The following is a 26,977-nucleotide window of genomic DNA, read 5'->3' as shown; positions in this document are numbered from 1 at the left end:
TGATGGATGCGGAATCTGGACATGACGACGCTGCGATCTTTCGTGGCCGTGGCCGAGCAGGGCGGCGTGACGCGGGCGGCCTCGGCGCTGAACCTGACGCAGTCGGCGGTGTCGATGCAGTTGAAGCGGCTGGAAGAATTGCTGGGGCAGGAATTGCTCGACCGGAGCAACCGGCGGATCGCGCTGACCGGCTCGGGCGAGCTGTTGCTGACCTATGCGCGGCGGCTGGTGGACCTCAATGACGAGGCCGTCGGGCGGCTGACCGACGAGGTCTACGAGGGCGAGATCGTTCTGGGGGCGCCCTATGACATCGTCTACCCGGTGGTGCCGCAGGTGCTGAAGCGGTTCAATTCCATCTACCCGCGGGTAAAGGTGCATCTGAAATCGTCGAGCACGCTCAAGCTTCTGGATGCCAAGAGACGGGGCGAGGCCGACCTGATCCTGACCACGGAGGAAGAGCCGGGCCCGGGGGGCGAGACGCTGACCGAGATGCCGCTGCGCTGGGTCGGTGCGCCGGGGGGCCTGTCGTGGAAGCGCAAGCCGCTGAAGCTGGCCTTCTGCAATGTCTGCATTTTCCGGGCGGGCGTGCTGCGCCGGGTGGATGCCCAGGGGATCGAGTGGGAAATGGTGATCGATTCCGACGATGACCGCTCGGTCGAGGCGCTGATCAGTGCCGACCTGGCGGTGGGGGCGCTGTTGGAGGACAGTATCCCGCCGCATCTGGAGGCGATCCAGACGGGCGGGGCACTGCCGGACCTGGGCGTTCAGCGGATCAACATGTACGGCGCCGACAGCCGCAAGGACGTGCTGGGCGAGCTGGCCGACATGCTGCGGCAGGGGTTTGCCGCGACGCGGGGACCGGTGGCCGTTACGGCGTGATCACCACCTTGCCGGTGGATTTGCGGGTGCGCAGAAGCTCGAGCCCGTCGAGGGTCTGCTCGAGCGGCAGCGTGTGGCTGACATGGGGTTTGAGCTTGCCGTCGGCATACCAGCCGAAGAGGGTGGCGAGGCTGTCGCTGATGACCTGCGGGCGGAACTTGAGGTAGCCGCCCCAGTAGAGGCCGAGCACCGAGATGTTCTTGACCAGAAGGTGATTGGCCGGGATCTGGGGCACCTCGCCGCTGGCAAAGCCGATGGCGAGGATGCGCGCCTCGGGGTTGCAGGCGCGGAAGGCGGATTTGAACTGATCGCCGCCGACGGGGTCATAGACCACGTCGAGCCCGCCGAGCGCCTTGCAGCGTTCGCGGATATCCTCGGTTTTCGCGTCGATCAGGTGGTCGGCGCCGGCCTTTTCGGCGACCGCCAGCTTGTCGGCGCCCCGGGCGCAGGCGATGACGGTGGCGCCCATCTGCTTGCCGATCTCGACCGCGGTGAGGCCGACGCCGCCCGCGGCGCCCAGCACCAGAAGGGTTTCGCCCGGCTGCAGCCGCGCCTTGTGGTCGAGCGCCACGTGGCTGGTGCCATAGGCGACCTGAAAGGCGGCGGCGTCGGTGAAGGGCATGGCGTCGGGCAGGGTGACGCAGCGGTCGGCCGGGAAGCAGCCGTAGTCTGCCAGCCCGCCCTGACCGCCGAAAACGGCGACGCGGCGGCCGAGAAGGGCCTTGTCGACGCCCGGCCCGCAGGCCTCGATGGTGCCGGCCACTTCCATGCCGAGGGTGAAGGGCGGTTCGGGCGTGTCCTGGTATTCGCCCTTGATCATCAGCAGGTCGGCGAAATTGAGACCGCAGGCGCCGATTTCGAGGCGGACTTCGCCCTCTTTCGGTTCGGGTGTGTCGACCGTGCGGATGGCGGCGGGCTGGGCGTCGGGCAGGACCTGGAAGGCGCGCAAGGGCTCTCTCCGTTCTTTGGGTGTTGGGGCAAGCTCTTGACGTGACTTGGCGAATCCCCTGCCGCGAGTCAATCGTGACGGGGCGGAGCGGCGGACCGGCCGGCGCTCGGGACGCGCAAAGATTGTGTTTGAATCCAACTAGTCACGTATTTAGGTAGCGGTTGTGCTTGTAAATTCTGATGCACGCGGTACCATATATTGGCCCTGCAGGGATGCGCAGCGGCTGAAGATTGTACCAATTTCCTTCGAGGCTCGTGTTTTGGGGCGGGCCGAGAGGTTTTGTGAGCATTGTCAGGAGAGGATAAGATATGCCGCACCCCGTAGATGTACATGTCGGAAAGCGTATCCGGCACCGCCGCTGGCTTGTGGGGATGACCCAGCAGCAACTCGCGCAGAGCGTGGGAATCAAGTTCCAACAGATTCAGAAGTACGAAACCGGCGCGAACCGCGTCAGCGCCTCGCGGTTGTGGGACATCGCCGAGTCGCTGGACGTGGACGTCAGTTTCTTCTTCGAAGGCCTGGCCTCGGAAGAGGAAGCCCAGCAGGAGCACACCGGGTCGGTTCCGGCCGATATCCTTGGCGACAAGGAAGCGCTGGAACTGGTACGGTCGTATTACGCGATCCCCGAGAACCAGCGCCGTCGTCTCTTCGACCTGGCCCGGGTTCTGAGCGACGTCGCTTGAACGTGGCTGCCCGGCCGGGCTAAGCAGGCCGCGGATGCGGCAACGGGACCGGCGGGCAGATGAACTCAGACGACATAGTGCAAACGGCACACGCGCTGGCAGACGCCGCGCGTGAGGCCATTTTGCCGTTTTTCCGGGCCGAGGGCCTGCTGAGCGACAACAAGGCCGGGACAGGGTTCGACCCCGTGACCGAGGCCGACCGCGCCGCCGAACGGGCGATGCGCGATATCCTGGCCGAGCGGCGGCCGGAGGATTCCGTTCTTGGCGAGGAATATGGCGAGAGCCGGGGGACGAGCGGCCTGACATGGGTGCTCGACCCGATCGACGGGACGCGGGCCTTTTTGTCGGGCACGCCCACATGGGGTGTGCTGATTGCCGTGTCGGATCAGACCGGGCCGGTCTATGGCCTGATCGACCAGCCCTATACGGGCGAGCGGTTCGAGGGCGGCTTCGGCCGGGCCGGGATGCAGGGGCCGCACGGCGCGCGTGCCTTGGGGACGTTGCCAGGGCGAGCGCTGTCGGAGGCCATTTTGTTCACGACATTTCCGGAAGTCGGCAGCGCGGCCGAGCGGGCCGGGTTCGAGGCGGTGGCGCGAGAGGTGAAGCTGACGCGCTTCGGGATGGATTGCTATGCCTATGCGCTGTTGGCGGCGGGGCAGATCGACATGGTGATCGAGGCCGGGTTGCAGCCCTATGACGTGCAGGCCCCGATCGCGGTGATCGAGGCCGCGGGCGGGATCGTGACCGACTGGCAGGGCCAGCCGGCGCATGGCGGCGGGCGGGTGCTGGCGGCGGCGGCACCGGAGCAGCACGCGGCGGCGCTGGAGATCTTGTCGAAGGTCGAGGGGTAAGGGCGTTTTCCGCGCGGAAAACGGGATAGAAAATGCGTATTTTCTATCCCGGAATTTGTGCAAATTCCGGGTGCCTGCCGTGATTTCGGTTCTTTTCGAGGGACGTTCGCGGTAAGACAGGCGCGGTCGCGGGTCTTTGCCCCTTTCCCCCGTGACCCTTTTCCATGCGATCTGAGGGGGTCGGATGAGAGGAAGGGGTGTTTCCATGAGCGAAATCCTGATCCGTGGCGCGGGCCACGTGATGACCATGAACGACGCGCGGGACGAACTGCGCGGCGCCGATATCCTTTTGCGGGACGGGGTGATTGCCGCGATCGGTGCTGGGCTTGAGACAAGCGGCGAGGTGGTCGAGGCCGGGGGCTGCGTGGTGACGCCCGGGCTGGTGAACACGCATCATCATTTGTACCAGACCCTCACGCGGGCGGTGCCCGGCGGTCAGGATGCGCTGTTGTTCGGGTGGCTGAAGACGCTTTACCCGATCTGGGCCAAATTTGGCCCGGAGGAGATGTTCGTCTCGGCACAGGTGGGTTTGGCGGAGCTGGCGCTGTCGGGGTGTTCACTGAGCTCGGATCACTTGTACCTGTTCCCGAACGGGGCAAGGCTGGAGGATACCATCCATGCGGCGGCCGAGGTGGGTTTGCGGTTTCACCCGACGCGCGGGGCGATGAGCATCGGCGAGAGCGATGGGGGGCTGCCGCCGGACTCGTTGGTGGAGGAGGAGGGCGCGATCCTGGAGGATTGCATCCGGGTGATCGACGGGTTTCACGATGCTTCGGAGGGGGCGATGTGCCGGGTCGGGGTGGCGCCCTGTTCACCGTTTTCGGTGAGCCGGGAGTTGATGCGGGATGCCGCGCTGCTGGCGCGGGACAAGGGAGTGATGCTGCACACCCACTTGGCGGAGAATGACGAGGATATCGCTTATTCCGAGGCGCAGTTCGGGTGCCGGCCGGGGCAATATGCGGAGGATCTGGGCTGGATCGGCGCGGACGTGTGGCACGCGCATTGCGTGAAGCTGGACGGCGCGGAGATCGACCTGTTCGCGCGGTCGAGGACAGGGGTGGCGCATTGCCCTTGTTCGAATTGCCGGCTGGGCTCGGGGATCGCGCCGGTCAGGGCGATGCGGGACGCGGGCGTGCCCGTGGGGCTGGGCGTGGACGGGTCGGCCAGTAACGACGCCGGGAATATTGCGCTGGAGGCCCGGCAGGCCATGCTTTTGCAGCGGGTGGCACGGGGCGCGGATGCGATGAGTGCGCGGGAGGCCCTGGAGATTGCCACGCGGGGCGGGGCGGATGTGCTGGGGCGGCCGGATTGCGGGCGGATCGCCGTGGGCAAGCGGGCGGATATAGCCGTGTGGGATATCTCGGGCGTCGAGAGCGCGGGGAGTTGGGACCCGGCGGCGTTGTTGCTGGCGGGGCCGGTGAAGGTGCGGGATTTGTTCGTGGAGGGGCGCTCGGTGGTGCGGGAGGGCCGGATAGTGACGGTGGATCTGCCGATGGTGGTGGAGCGGCAGAACGCGCTGGCGCAAAGGTTGATGGGGTAGGGTATGCCGTAGGGTGGGTGCGAACCCACCTTTGAGACATTGCGGCGCGCGGTGGGTTTCACCCGCCCGACGGCGCTACCCGAAGAGCCTCGGCTTCAGCTTCAGGATGGTCTCGCAGGTCTCGCGGCTGATCTTTTCCGCCAGCGTCAGGGCCTCCTCATGGGCGCCGCGGCCCGTCGCGACGGCGGCGTCGATGGCCTGGGTCTGGACGAGGCTCGCCACGAGGTCGGGATGTTCGCGGGCGAAACCCTCGCCGAACTGGGCGTCGATGGCGGCGACGGCCTCCGAGAGGTAGGCGGCGGCGCGGCTTTCGGGCTCTTCGGTGTCTTTCATGGCGCTCTCCCTGCTGCTTGGCAGGGAGATAGCGCGGGGCGAGGCCGGGGAAAGGCGGGGCCGGTCAGCCGAGGGCGCGGCGGCCGCCTGTCCAGACGGCTTTGATCGCCCGGTCGTCGCCCATCATGATGGTGGGAAAGATCGCTTCCCATATGTCCTCGGCCGAGGCGGCGCGTTGGGCGATGGCGGGGGTCGAGGCGAGGTCGAGGGCGATGAGGTCGGCCTCCATCCCCGGGGCGATGTTGCCGATCTTGTCGTCCATGTGCATCGCGCCCGCAGAGCCCGCGGTGGCCAGCCAGTAGAGCTGGGCGGGGTGCAGGGCGGTGCCGGTAAGCTGGCCGATCTCGTAAGCGGCCGCCATGGTGCGCAGCATCGAGAAGGAGGAGCCGCCGCCGGTGTCGGTGGCGAGCCCTACGCGCTGGCCTTCCGCCTTGGCGAGCGCCATGTTGAAGAGCCCCGAGCCGATGAAGGTGTTGGAGGTGGGGCAGTGGACGAGCGCGGCGCCGACCTCTCGCAGCCGGTCGCGCTCTCGGGGTTCGAGGTAGATGGCGTGGCCGTAGAGGCCGCGGGCGCCCAGAAGGCCGTGCGCCTCGTAGGTGTCGAGGTAGTCGCGGGCCTCGGGGAAGAGGGATTTGACCCAGTCGACCTCGTCGGGCTGTTCGCTGAGATGGGTCTGCATCAGGCAATCGGGATGCTCGGCCCAGAGCGCCCCCATGGCGGAGAGCTGATCGGGGGTCGAGGTGGGCGAAAAGCGGGGCGTGACGATGTAGGAGAGGCGGTCGACGCCGTGCCATGTCTCCAGCAGCGCCTGGCTGTCGTCATAGGCGGATTGCGTGGTGTCGCAGAGCGCGTCGGGGGCGTTGCGGTTCATGCAGGTCTTGCCGGCGGCCGCACGCAGGCCCCGGGATTGCGCCGCCGTGAAGAAGGCCTCGACGCTTTCGGGGTGGATGGTGCAGTAGCTGGCCACCGTGGTGGTGCCGTTCGAGAGGGTCAGGTCGAGGTAACGGCCGGCGATCTCGGACGCATAGGCGGGATCGGCAAAGCGCATCTCCTCGGGGAAGGTATAGGCATTGAGCCAGTCGATGAGCCGCTTGCCCCAGCTGGCGATCATCGCGGTCTGGGGATAGTGGGCGTGGGCGTCGACGAAACCGGCGGTGATGACGGCTTCGCCCATATCCTCGACCTGCGCCTCGGGGGAGGCGCTGCGCAGCTCGGCGGCGGCGCCGGTGCGGACAACATGCCCGTCGCGGATCAGCACCGCCTCGTCGAGACGCGCGGTATCGGCCGGGTCGCCCTCGAACGGGCAGCGGGTGAAGCCCAGCACCCGCCCTTTCAGAATGGTTTCGCTGCTCATTTGCCTACATGTGCCTGTTCGCGTATCGGCGGCACCATAGGGGCGGGGCCGGGATGGGTAAATGCACCTATTGTCATTGTTTTCCCGAAGCTGCTTCTTTAAAGCGTAAGAAAATAACGGGTGGCGCGGATTTCCGCGATCTGCGGTGCAACCGGCAGACGGGGCGCGCGTTTCACGTTACGGTAGGATTTCACATCGAGCGCGGAAAAGGGGTGGCACATGGCAGAAGACGACGCTGTGATGGAAGCCGAGCCCGAGCAGGAGGACGACGCCTACCTGCTCAATGACCGGGCGGTGGCGCGGATCATGTACGCGGTCGATACCGAGGACCGCGAGCGTCTTCTGGCGGAGCTGGAGCCGCTGCACGCGGCCGACATCGCCGACCTTCTGGAACAGATCAACGCCTTCGACCGGCGCCGGCTGATCGAGCTGTACGGGCGGGATTTCGACGGCGATATCCTGTCGGAGCTGGACGAGTCGATCCGGGAGGAGGTGCTTTACACGCTGCACCCCGAGGTACTGGCCGAGGCGGTGCGCGACCTCGAGTCGGATGACGTGGTCGACCTTGTCGAGGATCTGGAGGAAGATCAACAGACCGCCATTCTCGACGTGCTGGAAGACAGCGACCGGGTGGCGGTGCAGCATTCGCTTACCTATCCGGAGTATTCCGCCGGCCGCCTGATGCAGCGCGAAGTGGTGATGGCGCCCGAGCACTGGAACGTGGGCGAGGCGATCGACTACCTGCGCAACCAGGACGACCTGCCGGACCAGTTCTACCACATCATCCTTGTCGATCCGCGGCTGAAGCCGGTGGGGAACGTCACGCTGGGCAAGCTGATGGCGTCGCGGCGCGAGGTGCTGCTGACCTCGCTGGTGGAGGAGACGTTCCATGTCATCCCCGTCACCCAGGACGAGGAGGACGTGGCCTATGCGTTCAACCAGTATCACCTGATTTCCGCCCCCGTGGTGGACGAGAACGAGCGGCTGGTGGGCGTGATCACCATCGACGACGCGATGATCGTGCTCGATGAAGAGCACGAGGAGGACATCATGCGCCTTGCGGGTGTGGGCGAGGGCAGTATCGCCGACCGGGTGATCGACACCACCAAGCAGCGCTTTCCGTGGCTGGCGGTGAACCTTGTCACCGCGATCCTCGCCTCGCTGGTCATCGCCCAGTTCGAGGAGGCCATCGCCACGGTGGTGGCGCTGGCGGTGCTGATGCCGATCGTGGCGTCGATGGGGGGCAATGCGGGCACGCAGTCGCTTACCGTCGCGGTGCGGGCGATTGCCACGAAGGACCTGACCGGCCGCAACGTCTGGCGGGTGATCCGGCGCGAGGTGCTGGTGGGGCTCATCAACGGGCTGATTTTCGCGGTGGTGATGGGCGTGATCGGCGTGCTGTGGTTCGGCGGGCCCGAGCTGGGTTACGTGATTGCTGCCGCAATGGTGATCAATCTTGTCGTGGCCGGGCTTGCCGGCACGGTCATCCCCGTGATCCTTGAGCGTATCGGCGTCGACCCGGCGCTCGCCTCCGGTGCCTTCGTGACGACGGTGACGGACGTTGTCGGGTTCTTCGCCTTCCTCGGACTGGCGGTGGTGGTGCTTCTATGAACGATCTGACAGCGGTGAAGGCGGAGGCGCGAAAGGCGGCCTTCGCCCGGCGCAAGGCGGCGCATGAGGCGGCGCCGCCGGGCGAGGCGGGGCATCTGGCGGAAGTGCTGGCGGGTTATCGCGGCGTGCCGCTCTCGGCCTACATGGCCATCCGCACCGAGATCGACCCGCTGCCGGTGATGGCGGAGGCCGCGGCCCACGGGCCGGTGGGCGTTCCGGTCATCCAACGAAAAGGCCTGCCGCTGAAGTTCTCCCGGTGGGAGCCGGGCTGCGCGCTCAGGGAAGGGCCGTTCGGGGCGATGATTCCCGAGACGGATGATTTCTTCGAGCCGGAGATCCTGATCGTGCCGCTGGTGGCCTTCGACCGTCAGGGCGGGCGGCTGGGCTATGGTGGCGGGTTCTACGACCGCACGCTGGAGCTCTTGCGCAGCAAGCGCGCGACGCTGGCCATCGGCTTCGCCTACGCCGCGCAGGAAGTCGAGGAGCTGCCGCTCGAGCCCACCGATCAGCCGCTCGACATGGTGGTGACGGAACGCGAGGTGATCAGCCTCTGACAGGACGCCCCCGGGCTTCTTCTGGCCGGAAATATCCCGGGGGAGACGTTGAAATCCCGAAGGATTTCAACGTTGGGGGCAGAGCCCCCGAAATCGCTTCAGCAGGTGGAGACGTCGAGGATGAGCGAACACGATTACACCGCCCGGGTGGTCTGGACGGGCAACCGGGGGCAGGGCACGGCAGGCTATCGCGCCTATGACCGGACATGGAATGTCGAGACGCCGGGCAAGCCGGTGATCCGGTGCTCGAACGATCCGATGCTGGGGGGCGATCCGACGCTGCATAATCCCGAGGACATGCTGATCGCGGCGCTCTCGGCTTGTCACATGTTGTGGTACCTGCATTTCGCCTCGGATGCGGGGATCGTCGTTGAGGGGTATTCCGACGATCCGCTGGCCGTGGGCGAGACCGAGAAAACCGGGGCGAGCCGGTTTCTGCGGGCGACGCTGCGGCCCGAGATCGTGGTGCCGGCGGGCACGGATCTGGACAGGGCGGATGCGCTTCACCACGAGATCGGCAAGGTGTGCTTCATCGCCCGGTCGGTGAATTTCCCGGTGAGCTACGAGGCGCGCTACGTCACGGGCTGACACGCCGCTCACCAGCCCTTGCGGGCTCGTTCGCGACACGCGCCTGCCAGGGCGCGGGGAGCGGGCGGGTCAGAGCGGCCAGAAAAACGGGATGAGCGCCGAGGCCAGAAGCCCGATCGACAGGTTGAGCGGGATGCCCACCTTGATGAAATCGGTGAACTTGTAGCCGCCCGGCCCGTAGACCATCATGTGCGTCTGGTAGCTGATCGGCGTCGCGAAGGTGGCCGAGGCCGCGATCATCACCGCCACCACCAGAGGCCGCGGATCGACACCCAGCGACAGGGCCAGCCCGATCGCCACCGGCGTCAGCACCACCGCGACCGCGTGGTTGATCAGTTCCGCCAGGAACGAAGTCAGCAGGTAGACTGCCCAGACGATGAAGAAGGGGGGCAGCCCCGCGATGTAGGGGGCGAAATTCTCGACGATGAGGTCGATGGCGCCGGAGGTTTCCAGCGCCGTGGCCACTGCGAGCATGGCGAAGATCAGCGCCAGAAGCCGGCCATCGACGAAGGAAAACGCCTCGTCCGCGTCGATGCAGCGGGTCAGGAACACCACCGCCATCGCCAGCACCGCCAGCAGCAGGATCGGCGCCACGCCGAAGGCCGCGAGCGCCACGATGCCCGCCAGCGCGCCGATGGCGATGGGGGCATGGCTGCGGCGGTAGGCGCGTTCGGTGGGTTTCGAGACGTCGACGAGGTTCATCTCGGTCGAGAGGCGCTGAATGTCTTCGGGGGCGCCTTCCAGAAGCAGGGTATCGCCCACCTGAACGACTATATCGTCAAGCTGGCGGCCGATATTCTTGTCCTTGCGGTGCACCGCCAGCGGGTAGACCCCGAAGCGGCGGCGCAGGCGCAGCGCGCCGAGGCGCCGGCCGACCATCTTGCAGTCGGGGGTGATGAGGGCCTCGACGGTCGCGGTTTCCACCGCCGAGACCTGGTCGACGCGCTTGAGGCTCTTGTTGCGCTGGAGGCTGAGAAGCTCGGTCACCTGGGTGCGCAGGACGACGCGATCGCCCACTTCCAGCGCGACCCCGTCGAGGTTGCGGCGCAGCGACTGGTCGCCGCGGATCACGTCGACGAGGCGTACGCCCTCGCGCTTGAAGAGCTGCACGCCGTTCACTTCGCGCCCGATGAGGTTCGATTCCGGCGGGATGATCGCCTCGGTGAAGAACTTGCGGGCCTTCCGCTCGGTCAGCATGGTCGACATGCTGGCCCGGTCGGGCAGCAGGCGTGGCGCCACGAAGCGCAGGTAGAGCGCGCCCCACACGGCGAGGATGGCCGCCAGCGGCGTGACCTCGAAGATGGTGAAGGCCTCGAGCCCGCGGGCGCGGGCCACGCCGTCGACCAGCAGGTTGGTCGAGGTGCCGATCAGCGTCAGACACCCGCCGAGGATGGCGGCATAGCTGAGCGGGATGAGGAACTTGCTGGCCGAGACGTCGAGCTTGCGCGCGAGCTGGACGAAGACGGGGATCATCACCACCACCACGGGCGTGTTGTTGACGAAGGCCGAGGCGGCCATGACGAAGGCCATCAGTGCGCCGATGGCGAGCGCCGGGCGCGAGTCGGCCTGGGCCTCGGCCAGCTGGGTGAACCATTCCAGCGCCCCGGTGCGCACCAGCGCCCCCATGACGATGAACATCGCGACGATCGTCCAGGGCGCGGGGTTCGACAGCACGTGCAGCGCCTCTTCGTAAGGCAGCAGCCCCAGCGCCAGCAGCACCGCCGCGCCGGAAATGGCGACGACCTCGGTCGGATAAACCTCGCGGATGAACAGCGCAAACATGACGGCGACCACGCCAAGGGTGACCAGGGCCTGCCCGGTCTGCGTAAATTCAACAAGTTCCATCAGGTCTGACTGTCCCGTTCCTGTTGGGGACCATTTTTCCCGATGGGGGCAATCGGGGCAAGTGCGATCCGGGGTCGCGGCTGTACGAGGAAGACGCCGACCAGCATCAGCGCCAGTGCCGTCCAGATATAAGGCGAATAGCTCTCTCCGAGCAGGGCCATCGACCAGGCCACGCCGAAGCCGGTGACGAGGTAGGAGACCTGGGCTGCAAAGACCGGGCCGGCCTGCGCCACCAGCCAGAAGTAGCTGGTGTAGACGATGCCGTGCACGATGGCGCTGGCCATCACCGCCGCGTCGGGTGCGCCCCACGGCCCGCGCGGGTCGATCCACTGGCCGGTGGCCAGCGCGAGCATCAGGGCGATGGGGATGCCGGTGATCGAGGCGCCGGCCAGCATCTGCACCGGGTCGAGCCCGTTGGCGCCGAAACGGGCCACCACGTTGCCTTCGAGCCCGTAGAAGAAGGGCGCGACGAGGGCGAGGGGGATGAAGGCGGCCATCGCCGGGTCCGGCAGGCTGGCGTCGGGGCCGACGATCAGCAGCACGCAGCCCAGCCCGAAGAGCAGCCCGAGCGCCCGGGTCCAGCCGAAGCTGTCATTGCCGAGCGCGATGGCCACCGGGAAGGCGAAGAGCGGCACGGTCGAGAGCAGGATGGCCAGCACGCCGCCGGGCAGTTCGACGGCCGCCGCGTAGGAGGCGGAGTTCGGCAAGATGGTCCCGATCACCGCGATCAGCAGGTAGACCCGGAAATCGGCCCATGTCACCGGCACGCGCCGCCCCCGCAGGCGGGTGACGACGGTCAGCATGGTGCCGGTGATGACCAGCTGCCAGAAGATCAGGCCGAAATGGCGATACCCCTCGCTGACCGCGATTTTCGACAGGGGCGTGGTCAGCCCCCAGCCCGCGCCGATGACGACGAGCGCCCCGATGAGCGACAGCCGTCGCGAAAGGGCGTCTGACGTCATCACGAGCCGGTCTCGTCGCAGGCGTGCAGGCGGGGCGGTTCCTTGGGGATGCCCAGCCGGAACGAGGGCCGGGGCCGCACGAGGAAGATGCCGCCCAGCATCAGCGCCAGGGCCACCCAGATGAACACCGAGTAACGCTCGCCCAGCAGCAGCATCGACCAGACCACGCCGAAGGCGGTGACGATATAGGCCGCCTGCGAGGTGAAGACCGAGCCCGCCCGGCCGACCAGCCAGACATAGGAGGCGTAGACCAGCCCGTGGATGACCGCGGCCAGCGCCAGGGCACCCTCGGGGATGCCGAAGCCCTGAAGCGGGTTGATCCATTGCCCAGACAGGATGGCGATGGGCAGGGTGATGATCGCCCCCGCGGCCGAGGCGCCGACGATGGTGCGGAACGGGTCGAGCCCGAAGGTGCCCCAGCGCGCCACGATGTTGCCTTCCATGGCATAGAGCAGGGGCGCCAGCAGCATGATGAAGACGTAGATCGTCATCGCGGGATCGGGCAGGCTCGTCTTCGGCCCGATCATCAGGATCACGCCGATCATGCCGAACAGCAGGCCCGTCAGGCGCACCCACGAAAACCGGTCATTGCCAAGCGCCAGCGCGATCGGCAGGGAAAAGAGCGGCGCCGTCGACATCAGGATCGACAGGATCCCCGCCGGCAGTTTCGAGGCGCAGAGGTAGAAGAACACATCCGGCAGCACCGCGCCGGTCAGCGCCACTATCAGGAACAGTCGATAGTGTTCGCGCCGAAGTGGCACGGGCTTGCCCGACACCCGCGCGACCGGGGCGAGGATCACCACGACGATCACCAGCTGCCAGAAGATCAGCCCATAGGGCTGGTGGCCCGAGCTGGTGGCGACCTTGGCCAGCGGCATGGTCAGGCCCCAGCCCGCCCCCATGAAGAACAGCACCAGGATGTAGATCGGGTTTCCTGTCACGGGGCGGCCTGCTGCAGCCGCCCGCCTTCGCGGATCATGGTCACCGATTGCGCTTTGCCGGTCCGGTCGTCGGTTTCGATGAAGAGCCCGCAGAGCGTGGCCTCGCCCATGGCGGGGGTGAAGCGGGTCTTGCCCATGCCGGTGATGAAGCGGCGCATCGGCTCGGTCTTGTCCATGCCGATGATGCTGAGATAGTCGCCGCACATGCCGGCATCGGCCTGGAAGGCGGTGCCGCCGGGCAGGATCTGGGCGTCGGCCGTGGGAATGTGGGTGTGGCTGCCCACGACCACGCTGGCGCGGCCGTCGCAGAAATGGCCCATGGCCATCTTCTCGGAGGTGGCCTCGCAATGCATGTCGACGAGCGCGGCCTGCACGCCGCCGCCGAGGACATGCGCCTTGAGCGCCGGCTCGATGGCGCTGAACGGGTCGTCGAAGGCGCGTTTCATGAAGACCTGCCCCAGCACCTGGGCCACGAGAACCTTGCGCCCGCGCCCGTCGGTAAAGACGCGGTGACCGCGGCCCGGGGCCTCCTTGGCGAAGTTGATCGGGCGCACGATGCGCGGCTCTTTCTCGATGAATTGCAGCATGTCCTTCTGGTCGAAGGCATGGTCGCCCAGCGTCAGGCAATCGGCGCCCGCCTCGAGCAGCAGCTTGGCGTGCTCGCCCGACAGGCCCATGCCGCCGGTGGCGTTCTCGCCATTCACTACGGTGAAATCGACCCGCCAGTCGGCCTTGAGGCGCGGCAGGTTCTCGGTCACGGCCCGCCGCCCGGCGCGGCCCATTACATCGCCCAGATACAGGAGTCTCATTATTCGGTGTTAGGGCGGCGGAAGGGCGAGGGCAAGAGGCGATGATGTGCGCCCCTGCGCAGCCTGCCCGCGTGGCGCGTCTCGGGTGCCTCCGACGAAGGGATCGGCGCCGGGAAGATGTCGGGCCTCCTGTGCTTCTTCTGGCCGGAAATATCCCGGGGGCCGCCATCGTGCGCCATTGGTTCAAGCCCAATGGCGGCGGGGCTGGCCCCCACTCCTGACGGTGCGGATCAGAGCGGCCAGAAGAGCAGGATCGCCGGGATCGAGACGGCAACGACCAGCACCTCGAGGGGCAGCCCCATGCGCCAATAGTCGGAGAACTTGTAGCCGCCAGGCCCGAGGATGAGCGTATTGTTCTTGTGCCCGATGGGCGTGAGGAAGGCCGAGGAGGCGGCGACCGCCACGGCCATCAGGAACGGGTCGGGCGAGACGCCAAGCCCCTCGGCCATCTGGATGCCCACCGGCGCGGCCACGATGGTGGTGGCGGTGTTGTTGAGCACGTCGGACAGGCTCATCGTGACGATCATCAGCACGGTGAGGATGACCCAGGCGGGCATGCCTTCGGTCAGCGCCACGAGGCCGCCGGCGATCAGCTCGGGGCCGCCCACGTCTTCCAGCGCCGCGCCGAGGGGGATCATCGAGCCCAGCAGCACCACGACAGGCCATTCAATATGGGTGTAGAGCTCGTTCAAAGGCACGATGCGGGTGAGCACGTAGGCCATCACCACCAGCCCCAGCGCGATGGGCAGGTAGAGCAGCCCCACCGAGGCCGCCCCGACCGCCGCGCCGAAAAGGCCGATGGCGAGCCAAGTCTTGTTGTCCTGTGTCACCGAAAGCCCGCGATCGGCCAGCGGCAGGGCGCCCAGCCATTCGGTCACGTCGTTACCGGTGGCCTTGGGCACCAGCAGCAGCAGGATGTCGCCCGCCTGGATGGTGGTGTTGCGGACCTGGCTGGTGATCTTGCGGCCCTGTCGCGAGATGCCCATCAGCACCGAGTGTTGGCGCCAGTGGAGCCCCACGTTCTGGGCGGTTCGGCCGACGAGGCGGGAGGATTGGGGCACCACGACCTCGACGATGTCGAGCCCGTCGCCCTCGGCCCGGAGTCGGTCTTCGCGCTGCTTGTCGGAGAAGGCGAGCGAGAGGGAGGAGCGGAATTCGTCAAGCGCGTCCGGCTTGGCCTCGAGCACCAGCGCGTCGCCTTCCTTGAGCAGGGTGTTGATGGCCGTGCCGTAGCGGCGCTTGCCGTCGCGGATCACGCCGAGCAGGGCGACGTCCGTCTTGTTGGCGGTTTCTTCCAGTTCGATCAGGCGCTTTCCGATCAGGTCCGAGCCTTCGGGGATGGTGAGCTCGGCGATGTAATCGGCGATCTCGGAGGCTTCGAGCACGGTATCCTCGCGCTGCGGGATGAGCCGCCAGCCGACGAGCGCGACGAACAGGAGGCCCGCAGCGGCCGTGACCGCGCCCACGGGGGCGAAGTCGAACATGGCGAAGGGTTCGCCGAGGGATTCTTCGCGGATCGAGGCGATGATGATGTTGGGGGGCGTGCCGATCAGCGTGGCCATGCCGCCCAGGATGGTGGCGAAGGAGAGCGGCATCAGGCTGAGCCCCGCCGCGCGCTTGGCCTTGCGGGCGGTCTGGATGTCGACGGGCATCAGGAGGGCCAGGGCTGCGACGTTGTTCATGAAGGCCGAGAGCACGCCGCCGATGCCGCCCATGAGCGCGATGTGGGAGCCGAGGTTGCGGGAGCTGTCGACCATGGTGCGGGTGATGAGGTGCACCGCGCCCGAGCGGACGAGCCCGGCCGAGACCACCAGCACCAGCGCCACGATGATCGTGGCGGGGTGGCCGAAGCCCGAGAAGGCCTCTTCGGTGGGGACGACGCCCAGGACCACGCCGATCAGCAGGGCCGAAAACGCCACGATATCATAACGGTAGCGCCCCCAGAGCAGCAGGGCGAAGACCCCGCCGAAGAGCGAGAAAAGGATGATCTGGTCGGTTGTCACGGGGCGCCTCCAAGAATAGATGCAGCCAATCGTATTCATGGCATGAACGCAACCGGCTTGCGGGGCAGGCGGGGGGTGATTTATAGACGTGCCGAGCAACTGACATCTGACGGAGAGCATAAATGGCCGGCCATTCCAAATGGGCAAACATCCAGCATCGCAAGGGGCGGCAGGACGCCGTGCGGGCCAAGCTTTTCTCGAAGCTTTCCAAGGAGATCACCGTGGCCGCCAAGATGGGCGACCCGGATCCCGAGAAGAACCCGCGGCTGAGGCTGGTGGTGAAGCAGGCGAAATCGCAGTCGATGCCGAATGACAATATCGACCGGGCGATCAAGAAGGCGATCGGCGGTGAGGGCGAGGATTACGAGGAAGTGCGCTATGAGGGCTATGGCCCCAACGGCGTGGCGGTGATCGTCGAGGCGATGACGGACAACCGGAACCGGACTGCCAGCAACGTGCGCTCGACCTTCACCAAGAATGGCGGCAACCTTGGGGAGACCGGGTCGGTCGGGTTCATGTTCGAGCGCAAGGGCGAGGTGGTCTATCCGGCGGATGTGGGCGATGCCGATACGGTGATGATGGCCGCGATCGAGGCCGGGGCAGAGGATGTGGAGAGTAGTGAGGATGGCCACACGATCTGGTGTGCCGACACCGATCTGAACGACGTGTCCAACGCGCTGGAGGCCGAGCTGGGCGAGAGTGAATCGACCAAGCTGGTCTGGAAGCCGACCACCACGACCGAGATGGATTTCGAGGGGATGGAGAAGCTGATGAAGCTGATCGACGCGCTGGAGGACGATGACGACGTGCAGCGCGTGACCACGAATTTCGAGGCGTCCGACGAGGTGATGGCGCAGCTTGCGGCGGAGTAAATTCCGGGCAATCGACGTGGTTCTGGACGGCGCCCCGCGGGGCGCCGTTTTTGTTGGCTATGGGCCGATTTTCAACGTCGGTATAACGTCGGTATTTTGTCGGTATTGCGTCGGTGCGAATGGACGCCGGAGGTTTTCGTCCGAGTGGTAATGCGCCGGGGCGTCGTGGTGGGGCGATATCTTGAAAAGATATCGGATCGAATTCTTTTCAAGAATTCGAGGTGGTTGGCGGTGGGCTGGCACCCCCCCCTTATGGCGACAGGTGGGAAGTTCGTCGGCGGCACCCGCCCAGGGGTGTTTCCGCAAGGGCCGGTGACCGGGCGGGGTGGCCCCCACCCGAACCCCGTTACCGTTTGAACCCGCATTCGCCATAGCCGCCGGTGCAGGCGGCGTAGGTGTAGTCGCCGGTGGCGCTGCAGGCCCAGAAGCCGCGGTTGGTGTCGCCGCGTCTCAGGTTGTTGTCGGTGCCGCAGGACCAGCCGCCATCCTTCTCTTCGATGCACATCTTGATGAAGGTCGCGGAGGGGCAGTTGTTGGTGACGATGATGTGCAGCGAGTCGTTCCGGTTGCACTTGTCGCCCCATACCCGGTCGAGCGAGATGCAGAGGCTCATGTCGTCGGCACGGCTTTCGGTCGGGATCGAGAGGAAGGCGAGGAGGGCGATGGATTTGGCGATATCGAAGCCGGTGGAGACGGTTCTGGATACGAGGGACATGGGGAATCTCCTTGTTTGAATGGGGGTGCGCCGGTCGGGGTGAGCCCGGAGGGGCGCGAGTTGAAATGTGTTGCTTTGAAAATGGTGGGTTTGAAATGGTCGTGAGGGGGAGTGTGGTGGGTTCGGGGTTGGGTGTCAACCGGGGGAAGTCGGGAGGTCGGGAGGTGGGTTTCACCCACCCTACGGGTTGGGACGCGGGTTGGGGTATGGCACACGCCCGGAACAGAGCCGCGCCTTGGCGCGGCGCCGGGCGAGCGGTCGTTCATTGAGGCGCCATTGGTTCAAGCCCAATGGACGACGCCGTCCCGGCGGGGAGGCGCTTTTGCGGGTGTAGTGTGAGTTTTCTTAGTCAGCATGTACCTGGCGCCATAAATTGCCAGTCACCAGCGTTGCAGCGCCTACCCACGGGCCGGCGCTCGCCCGGCGGGATGGGCTGAGAGGGGGGTGAGGCCCCGGCTCGGGGGCCGGGGCGGGTTAGTCCAGAGTTGCCAGATGGGTCCGGGCCGCGCGCCTGACCGCCCTCGTCAGGGCGGCCAGCGCGGGGGCCATCAGGCGCGGGGTCTGCCAGTAGAGGGGCGTTTCGATGCGGGTGGCGTCGACCAGCGCCGCGAGGCGGCCCGTGGCGAGGTCGTCCGCGACGAGAGCCAGCGGGTTCACGCCCCAGCCGATGCCGAGGCGGCAGGCCTGCACGAAGCCTTCCGACGAGGGCAGGCCGTGGGTTGGCGGGGAGAGGCGGGTGCCGGTCACCTTTTCGATCCAGAGATGTTGCAGGCGGTCCTTGGGGTTGAAGCGGAGCATGGGGGCGTGGGCCAGCGCCTCGGCCGTGACGCCCGAGGGGAAGTGGCGGGCGAGGAAGGCGGGGCTGGCGGTGGCGACGTAAGGCAGCGCGCCCAAGGGGATGGCGTCGCAGCCCGGCGCCGGGTCGGGCTGGGCGGTGACGGCGCCCAGAACTTCGCCGCGGCGGAGCCAGTCGGCGGAATGGTCCTGGTCGTCGATGGAGAGCTCGAAGAGGTGGTCGGGCAGGTCGCTCAGCGCGTCGAGGAACCAGGTGGCGAGGCTGTCGGCGGGCAGCGCCAGGCGGATGCGGGTTTGGGGCGCGGGCGCGCGGGCTGAGAGGTCGCCCGCGAGCTGCGATTCGAGCAGGGCGATCTGGTCGGCATGGGCGGCGAGGCGGCGGCCGAGTTCGGTGCCGGTGCAGGGTTTGGCCCGCGTCACGAGCTGGGCCCCGGCGCGGGTTTCGAGCGCCTTGATGCGTTGCGAGACGGCGGACTGGGTGAGGCCGAGGTCGACGGCCGCCGCTTCGAAGCCGCCGTGGCGCAGGACGGCGGAGAGGGCGGCGAGCTGGGCGGGGTCGAATTGCATTAGCTGTCCTGATGCAGGAGTAGAATCATTCGTTTGCGTAATGTTGTCCGCGCGGCTAGGCCGGTCAAGCATTTGGAGCAGGGGACAGGCATGCAGGCATATATCGCGGGGTTCGCGCTGGGGTTTTCGCTGATCCTGGCGATCGGGGCGCAGAATGCGTTTGTCCTGCGGCAGGGACTCAGGAACGCGCATGTCTTCGCGGTTTGCCTGACCTGTGCGCTGTCGGATGCGGTGCTGATCGCGGCGGGCGTGGCCGGGTTCGGGGCGCTGGCCAAGGCGGTGCCGGGGCTGGAGGGCGTGATGCGGTTCGGGGGCGCGGCGTTCCTGCTGTGGTACGGGGCGAGGACGTTATGGGCCGCGTGGAAGGGTGGCGAGGTGCTGGAGGCGGGCGAGGGCAAGGCCGGGTTGCGGGCGGCGCTGTTGACCTGCCTGGCGCTGACCTGGCTCAACCCGCATGTGTATTTGGATACGGTGGTGCTGTTGGGGTCCGTGAGTGCGCAATACGCGGACAAGCTGGGGTTCGGCGCGGGGGCGGTGAGTGCCAGTTTCGTCTTCTTCTTCGGGCTGGGCTATGGCGCGCGGGTGCTTGCGCCGGTGTTCCGGCGGCCGGGAAGCTGGCGGGTGCTGGACCTGATCGTCGGGCTGACCATGTGGGCGATTGCCGGCAAGCTGATCTGGATGTGAGGGCGTCAGGCGGGTTTGTGGCCCGAGACGCTGGTGGCGCAGCCGAAGAAATGGCGGTGGAACGTGACGGTGAGGCCTTCGGCACGCAGCGCCGCGGCCATGTGCGTGCAGTCGCGGAAATTGCGGGTGTAGGGGCCGAGCATGGTGAAATCCTGCGCGCCGCGCAGGAAGAGGCGTTCGATCAGCGGCAGGACGCGGTCGATATAGGCGCGGTAGAGCGGGCGCAGGGCCCAGCCGTGGGGGTCGGAGGCCTCGATCAGGGCGAAATGGCCGCCGGGTTTGAGGAGGCGGGCGATCTGGCGGGCGAGGATGGCCTGTTGCTCGGGGGAGAAGGTTTTCAGGCCGAAGGAGGCGGTGAGCAGGTCGGCGTGGTGTTCGGGGAGGTCGGTGGTGAGCGCGTCGGCCTCGATATGGGTGATGCGGGTGGCACGGGCGCTGTGCAGGCGGTCGACCGCGTGCAGGTGCATGCCGTGCGAGATGTCGAGCGCGGTGATGGTGGCGAGGTCGGGGGCATGGCGCAGGAGGTGCGGCCAGAGCTCGCCCGTGCCGGCCATCAGGTCGACGATGACCGCGCCCGGGCCGGGTCGGGGCAGGAGCCGCACGCATTGCCGGCGCCAGATATAGGTGAAGCCGAAGGAGCTGATTGCACTCCACCAGCGATAGTTGGAGGCGCAGCGGTCGAAGAGGCCCGCGACGAAGGCCGGGTCGTAGAGGGTGTCGTCGCGGGGGAGGAGGCCGGTCATGCGGGCTGTCTCTTGCTGGTGCCTGGGTGGTGCCGGGGCAGGTTAGGCGGGGCCGGGGCGCCTGCCAATCGGCAAACCGGCCGCCGGTCCGGTAATCCATCGGCAATGCACAGCCAATGCGCGGCATGTGTGATTGAGCTTTGCCGTTCCTGTGTTACCTCATGTGTATGGGGGGAGCATGTTGGCGAAAAGGGCGCAGCAGACATGGACATTGAACATCACATCGACGGCAGCAAGGGCAAGGTCACCGCGAAGATCGGGATCGGGCCTTTGGCCGAGATGACCTATTCGGCAGCCGGCGAGCGGCTGATCATCATCGACCACACCGAGGTGCCGGATGTCTATCGCGGGCAGGGGGTCGGGCTGGCGATGGTGGAATACGCCGTCGAGATGGCGCGGGAGAGCGACAGGTCGATCCTGCCGCTCTGCCCGTTCGCCGCGGCGCAGTTCCGGCGTCATCCGGAATGGAGCGACGTGCTGAACCGCTCGGCCTCGAAGGGAGAGGCGGGATGAGCTGGAATCCCGGCCTGGAGCCGGGCTGCCCCGAGGCCGGCAAGCTGGACGATATCGAGACGCTGATCGTGCCGCGCGCCCGGGATATCGGCGGGTTCGAGGTGCGCCGGGCGTTGCCCGCGCCCAAGCGGCAGATGGTGGGCCCGTTCATCTTCTTCGACCAGATGGGCCCGGCCGAGTTCCTGACCGGCGAGGGTATCGACGTGCGCCCGCACCCGCATATCGGGCTGGGGACGGTGACCTATCTTTACGACGGCGAGTTCGAGCACCGCGACAGCCTGGGCACGCATCAGATGATCTATCCGGGCGAGGTGAACTGGATGGTGGCGGGCGAGGGCGTGACCCATTCGGAGCGGACGAGTGCGGCGACGAGGCGAGGCGAAAGCCGGCTTTTCGGCATCCAGACCTGGGTGGCCCTGCCCGAGACCGAAGAGGAGCGTGCCGCCAGTTTCGAGCATCACGGGGCGGAGGCGCTGCCGGAGCTCGAGGGCGAGGGCAAGCGGCTGCGGCTGATCATGGGGCGCGGTTGGGGCGAGCGGGCGCCGGTGGGGACGTTTTCGGACATGTTCTATGCCGACGTGGTGATGGAGCCGGGCGCGATGCTGCCGCTGCCGGAGGATCACGAGGATCGGGGCGTCTATGTCACGCAAGGCGCCGTCGAGGTGGCGGGCGAGAGTTTCGAGGCGGGCCGGATGATGGTGTTCCGCCCCGGCGACGCGATCACGCTGAAGGCCGGTTCGCAGGGCGCGCGGCTGATGGCGCTGGGCGGCGAGACTCTGAACGGGCCGCGCTATATCTGGTGGAATTTCGTGGCCTCGAGCGAGGAGAAGATCACGGCGGCGAAGGCGGCCTGGGCCGAGGGCGACTGGGCCCATGGGCGGTTCACGCTGCCGCCCGGGGATGACGCGGAGTTCATTCCGCTGCCCGGCTAGGGCGTGCCGGCCGCCGGGCGTGACGCCGGTCAGCGCGTGAAGCTTTGGGCGCCGGCGGGCTGGGCGATGCCTGATCTGGCGCCGGGCCGCAGGCGCAGGCCGCAGCGTTCGATCATCCGGCAGGAGGCGATGTTGCGCGTGCGGGCGTATTGCTGCACCCGGCCGGCGCCGAGCTGCGTGACCGCCGCCTTGAGGGCGAGAGCGTTGACGCGGAGGCCGACGCCGCGTTTGCGCATATCCTCGCGGACGGTGACGAGGCCGGCCCAGGCCGTGGCGTGGTGCGGGCTGTGGCGGTTGTAGGGAAAGTAACTGAAGGCGGTGGCGGCGATCGAGCCGTCGGCGGGATCGGCCAGGACCGCGAGGGTGGCCGGGCCGGTCTGGCCCGAGAGCACCTGTGCGGGGTAGGGGGCGACGCCGCAGGCGGCCATGAAGGCCTGCACCTCTTCGAGAAAACCGGGATCGGCGACGGCCTGTGGCCCAACCGGGACGAGGTCGTCGCGGGGGTTGGCGAGATGGCCGTCGCAGGCGGCCAGGATGGCGTCGCGGGGGCCGTCGAACACGTCCCACCAGGTGATCTCGCAGCCGATGTCGGCGAGGCGGCGCTCGATTTCGGGGCAGGCGTCTGCGGGGATCATGCGGAAGGTGATGGCGCCCTGGTCGCGCAGGGTGGCGGCGATCCGGTCCCAGCCGAGCCGGTCGGGATCGTCGGTGCCGGGCATGCGGGCGGCGAAGACGGCGCCGGGCGTGGCGCGGGCCGCATCGAGGGAGGCCAGGGAGACCGCCTGAAGCCTGCGTTGCGCGTCGTTTCCGTAGAGGCCGGTGGTGATGTCCGTCATGGCGTGTCCGCGTTTGGTGGTGTGGCAGCCTGGCACGGTGCGCGCGGTTTGCCTTGATTTCCCGTGCAGGGGGAGGGTCGGGGGCTGGCGGAAAATTCCGCGCGGAATTTTCGCCCGGAAAATACGTATTTTCCGGGTCATTTTCTGCGCAGAAAATGACGGGGCCGCGCGGGCGGCGCGGGTGGCCCGGAATTTGGGAAATTCCGGACCGGAAAATTGGAATTTTCCGGCGCCCGCCGGAGGAGGACGGGCGGGAAAACCCGCTCGACATTCCCCTGCCGGGTACGGTTAATGCGGCCCATGAGCGACGAGTCGTCCCCCGTACCCCCTCAAAGCCCAAACAACCCGGTTGCCGGCGTGCTCTGGATGATCCTGACCGGGCTGATGCTGGTGAGCGTGACCGCCATGGTCAAGGTTCTGGGCACGCGCATCCCCTCGGTCGAGGCGGCGTTCCTGCGGTTCCTGCTGGGGCTCGTCTTTGCCGTGCCGATGCTGCTGAAGGCCGGCGAGTTCCGGTTCAGCCGGGGCACCTGGGGCCTGTTCGGCCTGCGGGGGCTGGCGCATATGTCGGCGGTGGTGCTGTGGTTCTACGCGATGGCGCGGATCCCGCTCGCCGACGTGACGGCGATGAATTACATGTCACCCATCTATGTCACCATCGGCGCGGCGCTGTTCCTGGGCGAGCGGTTGGCGCTTCGGCGGATCCTGGCGGTGGCGGCGGGGCTGATCGGGGCTCTGATCATCCTGCGCCCGGGGTTTCGCGAGGTCGGGCCGGGACACCTGGCGATGGTCTTTGCGGCGATCATCTTCGGGGCGTCCTATATCATCGTGAAGCTGCTGTCGGACCGGTGCAGCCCGGCGGTGGTGGTGGCGATGCTGTCGATCTCGGTGACGATCTTCCTGGCGCCGCTGGCGCTGATGAACTGGGTGACGCCGACATGGGGCGAGCTGGGCATCCTGCTGGTGGTGGCGGGGCTGGCCACGGCGGGGCATTACGCGATGACGCGGGCCTTCCAGGCCGCGCCGCTGGCGGTGACCCAGCCGGTGACGTTTCTGCAGCTGGTCTGGGCGGTGAGCCTGGGCGTCTTCGTCTTCGGCGAGCCGTTCGACCCCTGGGTCGTGGTGGGCGGGCTGGTGATCGTGGCGGCCGTCAGCTTCATCAGCTGGCGCGAGGCGGTGCTGAAGCGCCGGGCATTGACGCCGGCGAGTGCCGCGACGAAACTGTAAGCCTGTTACGCGCCCCTTCAAGGGAGTGCGAGGGGACAGTTCGGGGGGAAATGTCATGAAAGCGGTGATGGCCGGCGCGGTGGCGCTGGCGCTGTGCCCGGTGGCGGCGATGGCGGGGCTCGAGATCTGCAACGGGACGGGCGTGCGGCAATCGGTGTCGATCGGCTACAAGAAAGGCGCCGACTGGGTGTCGGAAGGGTGGTGGACCATCGCGCCCGGGGCCTGCTCGGAGCCGGTGGGCGGGGCGCTGACCAACCGGTATTACTATTACCGGGCGACGGCGGCGGGGCAGGAGTTCGCGGGCGAGGGGTATGCCTTCTGCACGCAAGGCGAGGCCTATACGATCGTGGGTGACAGCGATTGCGAGGCGCGGGGCTACGAGACCGCGGATTTCGCGGTGATCGACACCGGCGAGACGGCGAAGAGTTTTTCCTTCACGCTGGAGCCGCGAATGGCCGCCAAGGAGAGCGTTGCGAAGGGAAAATCGGCACAGGCGGCGGTGCAGCCGGCCGCGGACAGCGTGCTGCGCAGCGGGCTCGGCCGCGGGGTGCATGGCGAGCCCTTCACCGACCGGCTGCTCTTCCAGGGCTGCGATTTCTATGACGGGTTCGAGGCCTGCAGCTTCATTGCCAATGGCTGGAAGTATTTCGCGGGCTATGACGACCCGACGCCGCGGGCGTTCCTCGCAAAGCTGGAGGCGCTGCCGAACAACACGCTGATGCAGGTGACGGGGGATCTGACCGGCTATGGCGACAGCAGCGCGCAGCTGGCGGTGAGCGAGATAGAGATCCTGGCGGGCCAGGACCCCTATGCCGGGCTGCGGCAGGCCATGCAGGGCAACTGGGTGTCGGCGGATGACGCCAACGAGACGCTTTATATCCAGGGGGCCGAGATGCACAGCTATCACCGGCAGGGATATGTCGACACCATGTACCTGGACGTGAAGCCCGACTGCCCGGACAGCGCCGGGGCGGGGCCCGTGCTGATCCAGACCAGCGCGCAGTATCGGGACACCTATTGCTACCTGATCGACAATCTGGCGGGCGGGTGGATGGACCTGATCCTGATGGGGCACGAGGCGATGATCAGCTACCGGAAGGTGGAGTGAGGGGGTGACGAAGTCTTGAAAAGACTTCGGACCGTTTTCTTTTGAAGAAAACGGGGGCTGGCGTTGGGGGGGGCGGTTTTGCGGTGACGGAAAATTGGAATTTTCCGGGCCGTTTTCTTCGAAGAAAACGGACGCTGCCGGCTGGGCAAGAGTGTTGATGCCGCTGGTGGGAAAAGCGGGGCTGGATGGCTTGGGTGAAGGGCTGCGGACGTGGTTTTGCGCGGCGGGGGCTGCGAGAAGAGATTTCATGCCTCCGGCGGGGATATTTGAGGCCAGAAGAAGCGGGGCGGGGGCTCGGGTCGCGGCGGGGGCGTCGGGCGGGGCGCGGCGGGGGGATTCGAGCGTGGCGCGGCAGCTGGTCCGGGGACATGAAAAACCCCGGCGGATCGCTCCGCCGGGGCTTCGATCGTCATGCGGCGATGGCCGCGCGGGGGCTTACGAGGTGAGCCACCAGCGCTCCATCCAGCGCTCGCCGTCCATGTCCCAGTTGGAGGCCATCTCTTCCGAGTGGCCCACCGCGTCGCCGGTGGCGAAGACGTAGTTGGCGAACATCGGGATGATGACGCCGCCCTGGTTGGCGACGATGTCCTGCATCTCGAAATACATCTCGCGGCGCTTGGCCTCGTCGAGCTCGGCGCGGGCCGAGAGCATCAGTTCCTCGAAGCGGTCGTTGCACCAGAAGGTGTCGTTCCAGGCCGCGCCGCACTTGTAGGCGGTGGCGAACATCTGGTCTTCGACCGGGCGGCCGCCCCAGTAGACGGCGGAGAAGGGTTTCTTCATCCAGACGTCGGACCAGTAGCCGTCTTTCGGCTCGCGCACGACCTTGAGGTCGATGCCCGCGGCGCCGGCCGAGCTCTGGAACAGGGTGGCGGCATCGACCGCGCCCGGGAAGGCGGCGTCGGAGGCCGACAGGCTGATCGAGACGTTTTCCATCCCGGCTTCCTTGAGGTGCCACTTGGCCTTGTCGGGGTCGTAGGCCTTCTGCTCCATCTCGGAGTTGAAGAAGCGCTGGCCCTGGCCGATCGGGTGGTCGTTGCCGACCGAGCCGTAGCCGAACAGGATCTTGTCGACCAGTTCCTGGCGGTTGATGCCGTATTTCAGGGCCTGGCGGACATTGTTGTCGGTGAACGGATCGGCGCGGGTGTCCATGGCGAAGGTGTAGTGCTGGGTGCCGGCGATCGACTGGATGTTGACGCCTGCCTTGCGGCCCAGGAGGCCGGCGGCCTTGAGGTCGACCTTGTCGATGGCGTGCACGTCGCCCGAGACGAGCGCTGTGGTGCGCGCGTTGGGGTCGACGACGGCCAGCATTTCGCAGGTATCGACGAAGGCCACGTCATCGCGCCAGTGGTTCTCGTTGCGCTCGAAGGAGGAGGAGACGCCGGCATTGAACGAGGTCAGCTTGTAGCTGCCGCAGCCATTGCCCGACTGCCAGTCGATGCTGTCGCCGTCGGCGGGCGCGATCACGAGGTGATAGTCGCTGAGGATGAAGGGGAAGTCGGCGTTGCCGCCGCCCAGCTTGAAGACGACCGTGTCGTCCCCCTCGGTGGTGATGTCCTGGATCGGCTCGACGATCGGGCCGGCCGCGGAGGTGGAGTTCTCGCCGCGGTGGAAGTTGATCGAGTTCACCACGTCTTCGACCGTCAGCGACTTGCCATCGTGGAAGGTCACGCCCTGGCGGATCTTGAAGCGCCATTCGGAGGCGTCATCCGAGGCTTCCCAGCTTTCGGCGAGTTCCGGGATGAGCGAGCCGTCGGGGGCCACTTCGGTGAGGCGGCCGTGGATGGCGAAGCCGAGGGCCAGCATGTAGCCGTTGTCCCACTGGCCGGGGTTCAGCGTGTCGGTGGTGTTGCCGTGGCCCTTGGCCACGCGCAGGTGTCCGCCGCGCTTCGCCTGGGCCATCGCGCCGCCCAACGGAAGGGTGGATGCGGCCGCCGCGGCGACGGTTGTCTTCAGGAATCCTCGGCGGTCGAGAAGGCCGCCCTTGATAAGTGCCATGTCGGTATCTCCCTATTTCTTGGTCACTTGTTATAAGTCGGCCGCGCCCCGATCGGGCTGCGGCCAGTACTGTCCCTAATCCCGGACT

Annotated in this window: 26 protein-coding genes; 13 read left to right on the top strand and 13 right to left on the bottom strand. The window is 67.1% G+C overall.

From position 1 onward, the window contains the following. The first annotated feature begins 6 nt into the window (after positions 1-6). Positions 7-879: a LysR family transcriptional regulator gene (locus RIdsm_RS17100; RefSeq protein WP_057816830.1), complete on the top strand. Its 873-nt coding sequence runs from the start codon at positions 7-9 to the stop codon at positions 877-879. Here the strand turns inward: RIdsm_RS17100 and RIdsm_RS17095 are convergent. After that, positions 869-1,828 carry an NADPH:quinone oxidoreductase family protein gene (locus tag RIdsm_RS17095; RefSeq protein ID WP_057816829.1) on the bottom strand — a complete coding sequence of 320 codons (960 nt, stop codon included), beginning with the start codon at positions 1,826-1,828 and terminating at the stop codon, positions 869-871. The genes RIdsm_RS17100 and RIdsm_RS17095 overlap by 11 nt on opposite strands. A gap of 308 nt (positions 1,829-2,136) precedes the next feature. On the opposite strand from RIdsm_RS17095, the gene RIdsm_RS17090 reads away from it, so the two are divergent. The 3 genes from RIdsm_RS17090 to RIdsm_RS17080 all read left to right on the top strand — a co-directional run bounded on the left by RIdsm_RS17090 (position 2,137) and on the right by RIdsm_RS17080 (position 4,902). Beyond that, on the top strand, positions 2,137-2,511 hold the full coding sequence (locus RIdsm_RS17090) for a helix-turn-helix domain-containing protein (protein WP_057816828.1): 375 nt from the start codon (positions 2,137-2,139) through the stop codon (positions 2,509-2,511). A gap of 59 nt (positions 2,512-2,570) precedes the next feature. After that, positions 2,571-3,362, top strand: coding sequence for a histidinol-phosphatase (gene hisN, locus RIdsm_RS17085; RefSeq protein ID WP_057816827.1), 792 nt, complete (start codon positions 2,571-2,573; stop codon positions 3,360-3,362). Between the two features lie 205 nt (positions 3,363-3,567). Then, a complete protein-coding gene (locus RIdsm_RS17080) occupies positions 3,568-4,902 on the top strand; it encodes an 8-oxoguanine deaminase (RefSeq protein WP_057816826.1) in 1,335 nt (444 codons plus the stop codon). Positions 4,903-4,977: 75 nt separating this feature from the next. Here the strand turns inward: RIdsm_RS17080 and RIdsm_RS17075 are convergent, their stop codons facing one another. Continuing rightward, positions 4,978-5,235, bottom strand: coding sequence for a hypothetical protein (locus RIdsm_RS17075; protein WP_057816825.1), 258 nt, complete (start codon positions 5,233-5,235; stop codon positions 4,978-4,980). Between the two features lie 64 nt (positions 5,236-5,299). Continuing rightward, positions 5,300-6,589 (bottom strand): guanine deaminase, encoded by a 1,290-nt coding sequence (gene guaD, locus RIdsm_RS17070; protein ID WP_057816824.1) that lies wholly within the window; start codon positions 6,587-6,589, stop codon positions 5,300-5,302. 219 nt (positions 6,590-6,808) lie between these two features. Here guaD and mgtE point away from each other — a divergent pair, with 219 nt between their 5' ends. The 3 genes from mgtE to RIdsm_RS17055 all read left to right on the top strand — a co-directional run bounded on the left by mgtE (position 6,809) and on the right by RIdsm_RS17055 (position 9,342). Next, entirely contained in the window at positions 6,809-8,200 is a 1,392-nt protein-coding gene (gene mgtE / locus RIdsm_RS17065) for a magnesium transporter (RefSeq protein ID WP_057816823.1), read from the top strand. Continuing rightward, positions 8,197-8,754 (top strand): 5-formyltetrahydrofolate cyclo-ligase, encoded by a 558-nt coding sequence (locus RIdsm_RS17060; protein WP_057816822.1) that lies wholly within the window; start codon positions 8,197-8,199, stop codon positions 8,752-8,754. The genes mgtE and RIdsm_RS17060 overlap by 4 nt, the downstream gene beginning before the upstream one ends. Before the next feature lie 120 nt (positions 8,755-8,874). Then, a complete protein-coding gene (locus RIdsm_RS17055) occupies positions 8,875-9,342 on the top strand; it encodes an OsmC family protein (protein ID WP_057816821.1) in 468 nt (155 codons plus the stop codon). Between the two features lie 69 nt (positions 9,343-9,411). Here RIdsm_RS17055 and RIdsm_RS17050 read toward each other — a convergent pair whose 3' ends face one another. From RIdsm_RS17050 to RIdsm_RS17030, 5 genes are all read right to left on the bottom strand, one after another. After that, the gene (locus RIdsm_RS17050) at positions 9,412-11,187 is read right to left on the bottom strand and encodes an SLC13 family permease (RefSeq protein WP_057816820.1); all 1,776 of its coding nucleotides are present in this window, start codon (positions 11,185-11,187) and stop codon (positions 9,412-9,414) included. Continuing rightward, a complete protein-coding gene (locus RIdsm_RS17045; RefSeq protein WP_057816819.1) occupies positions 11,187-12,149 on the bottom strand; it encodes a DMT family transporter in 963 nt (320 codons plus the stop codon). The genes RIdsm_RS17050 and RIdsm_RS17045 overlap by 1 nt, the downstream gene beginning before the upstream one ends. Further along, a complete protein-coding gene (locus tag RIdsm_RS17040; RefSeq protein ID WP_236553240.1) occupies positions 12,149-13,090 on the bottom strand; it encodes a DMT family transporter in 942 nt (313 codons plus the stop codon). The genes RIdsm_RS17045 and RIdsm_RS17040 overlap by 1 nt, the downstream gene beginning before the upstream one ends. Then, positions 13,087-13,899 carry a TIGR00282 family metallophosphoesterase gene (locus RIdsm_RS17035; RefSeq protein WP_057816818.1) on the bottom strand — a complete coding sequence of 271 codons (813 nt, stop codon included), beginning with the start codon at positions 13,897-13,899 and terminating at the stop codon, positions 13,087-13,089. The genes RIdsm_RS17040 and RIdsm_RS17035 overlap by 4 nt, the downstream gene beginning before the upstream one ends. Positions 13,900-14,129: 230 nt before the next feature. Continuing rightward, entirely contained in the window at positions 14,130-15,902 is a 1,773-nt protein-coding gene (locus RIdsm_RS17030) for an SLC13 family permease (protein ID WP_057816817.1), read from the bottom strand. Positions 15,903-16,024: 122 nt separating this feature from the next. On the opposite strand from RIdsm_RS17030, the gene RIdsm_RS17025 reads away from it, so the two are divergent. After that, a complete protein-coding gene (locus RIdsm_RS17025) occupies positions 16,025-16,774 on the top strand; it encodes a YebC/PmpR family DNA-binding transcriptional regulator (RefSeq protein WP_057816816.1) in 750 nt (249 codons plus the stop codon). 346 nt (positions 16,775-17,120) lie between these two features. Here the strand turns inward: RIdsm_RS17025 and RIdsm_RS17020 are convergent, their stop codons facing one another. Then, positions 17,121-17,489: a hypothetical protein gene (locus RIdsm_RS17020; protein ID WP_057816815.1), complete on the bottom strand. Its 369-nt coding sequence runs from the start codon at positions 17,487-17,489 to the stop codon at positions 17,121-17,123. A 474-nt stretch (positions 17,490-17,963) separates the two neighbouring features. Continuing rightward, positions 17,964-18,851 (bottom strand): LysR family transcriptional regulator ArgP, encoded by an 888-nt coding sequence (locus RIdsm_RS17015; protein ID WP_057816814.1) that lies wholly within the window; start codon positions 18,849-18,851, stop codon positions 17,964-17,966. A gap of 90 nt (positions 18,852-18,941) precedes the next feature. Between RIdsm_RS17015 and RIdsm_RS17010 the strand changes: the two genes are divergently transcribed. Next, a complete protein-coding gene (locus RIdsm_RS17010) occupies positions 18,942-19,535 on the top strand; it encodes a LysE/ArgO family amino acid transporter (protein WP_057816813.1) in 594 nt (197 codons plus the stop codon). Between the two features lie 5 nt (positions 19,536-19,540). On the opposite strand, the gene RIdsm_RS17005 is transcribed toward RIdsm_RS17010, so the two are convergent. Then, on the bottom strand, positions 19,541-20,278 hold the full coding sequence (locus tag RIdsm_RS17005; RefSeq protein ID WP_057816812.1) for a class I SAM-dependent methyltransferase: 738 nt from the start codon (positions 20,276-20,278) through the stop codon (positions 19,541-19,543). Positions 20,279-20,482: 204 nt separating this feature from the next. Here RIdsm_RS17005 and RIdsm_RS17000 point away from each other — a divergent pair, with 204 nt between their 5' ends. Together RIdsm_RS17000 and RIdsm_RS16995 are read left to right on the top strand one after the other, a co-directional pair. Further along, complete coding sequence (locus tag RIdsm_RS17000; protein WP_057816811.1) at positions 20,483-20,791, top strand: GNAT family N-acetyltransferase; 309 nt, start codon at positions 20,483-20,485, stop codon at positions 20,789-20,791. Beyond that, positions 20,788-21,723: a pirin family protein gene (locus RIdsm_RS16995; protein WP_057816810.1), complete on the top strand. Its 936-nt coding sequence runs from the start codon at positions 20,788-20,790 to the stop codon at positions 21,721-21,723. Before RIdsm_RS17000 ends, RIdsm_RS16995 begins: the two co-directional genes overlap by 4 nt. A gap of 29 nt (positions 21,724-21,752) precedes the next feature. Here RIdsm_RS16995 and RIdsm_RS16990 read toward each other — a convergent pair whose 3' ends face one another. Next, positions 21,753-22,559 (bottom strand): GNAT family N-acetyltransferase, encoded by an 807-nt coding sequence (locus RIdsm_RS16990; RefSeq protein ID WP_057816809.1) that lies wholly within the window; start codon positions 22,557-22,559, stop codon positions 21,753-21,755. Positions 22,560-22,859: 300 nt separating this feature from the next. On the opposite strand from RIdsm_RS16990, the gene RIdsm_RS16985 reads away from it, so the two are divergent. Both RIdsm_RS16985 and RIdsm_RS16980 read left to right on the top strand, forming a co-directional pair. Then, positions 22,860-23,786, top strand: a complete 927-nt coding sequence (locus RIdsm_RS16985; RefSeq protein WP_057816892.1) for a DMT family transporter — start codon at positions 22,860-22,862, stop codon at positions 23,784-23,786. 55 nt (positions 23,787-23,841) lie between these two features. Next, entirely contained in the window at positions 23,842-24,894 is a 1,053-nt protein-coding gene (locus RIdsm_RS16980; RefSeq protein WP_057816808.1) for a DUF1036 domain-containing protein, read from the top strand. Between the two features lie 435 nt (positions 24,895-25,329). On the opposite strand, the gene RIdsm_RS16975 is transcribed toward RIdsm_RS16980, so the two are convergent. Further along, positions 25,330-26,889 carry an ABC transporter substrate-binding protein gene (locus RIdsm_RS16975; RefSeq protein ID WP_057816807.1) on the bottom strand — a complete coding sequence of 520 codons (1,560 nt, stop codon included), beginning with the start codon at positions 26,887-26,889 and terminating at the stop codon, positions 25,330-25,332. Between the last annotated feature and the right edge of the window lie 88 nt (positions 26,890-26,977).

It is taken from the genome of Roseovarius indicus (genome assembly GCF_008728195.1).
Lineage (GTDB): Bacteria > Pseudomonadota > Alphaproteobacteria > Rhodobacterales > Rhodobacteraceae > Roseovarius > Roseovarius indicus.
The sequence above is the reverse complement of the archived record's forward strand: the minus strand, read 5'-3'. Positions and strand labels throughout refer to the sequence as shown.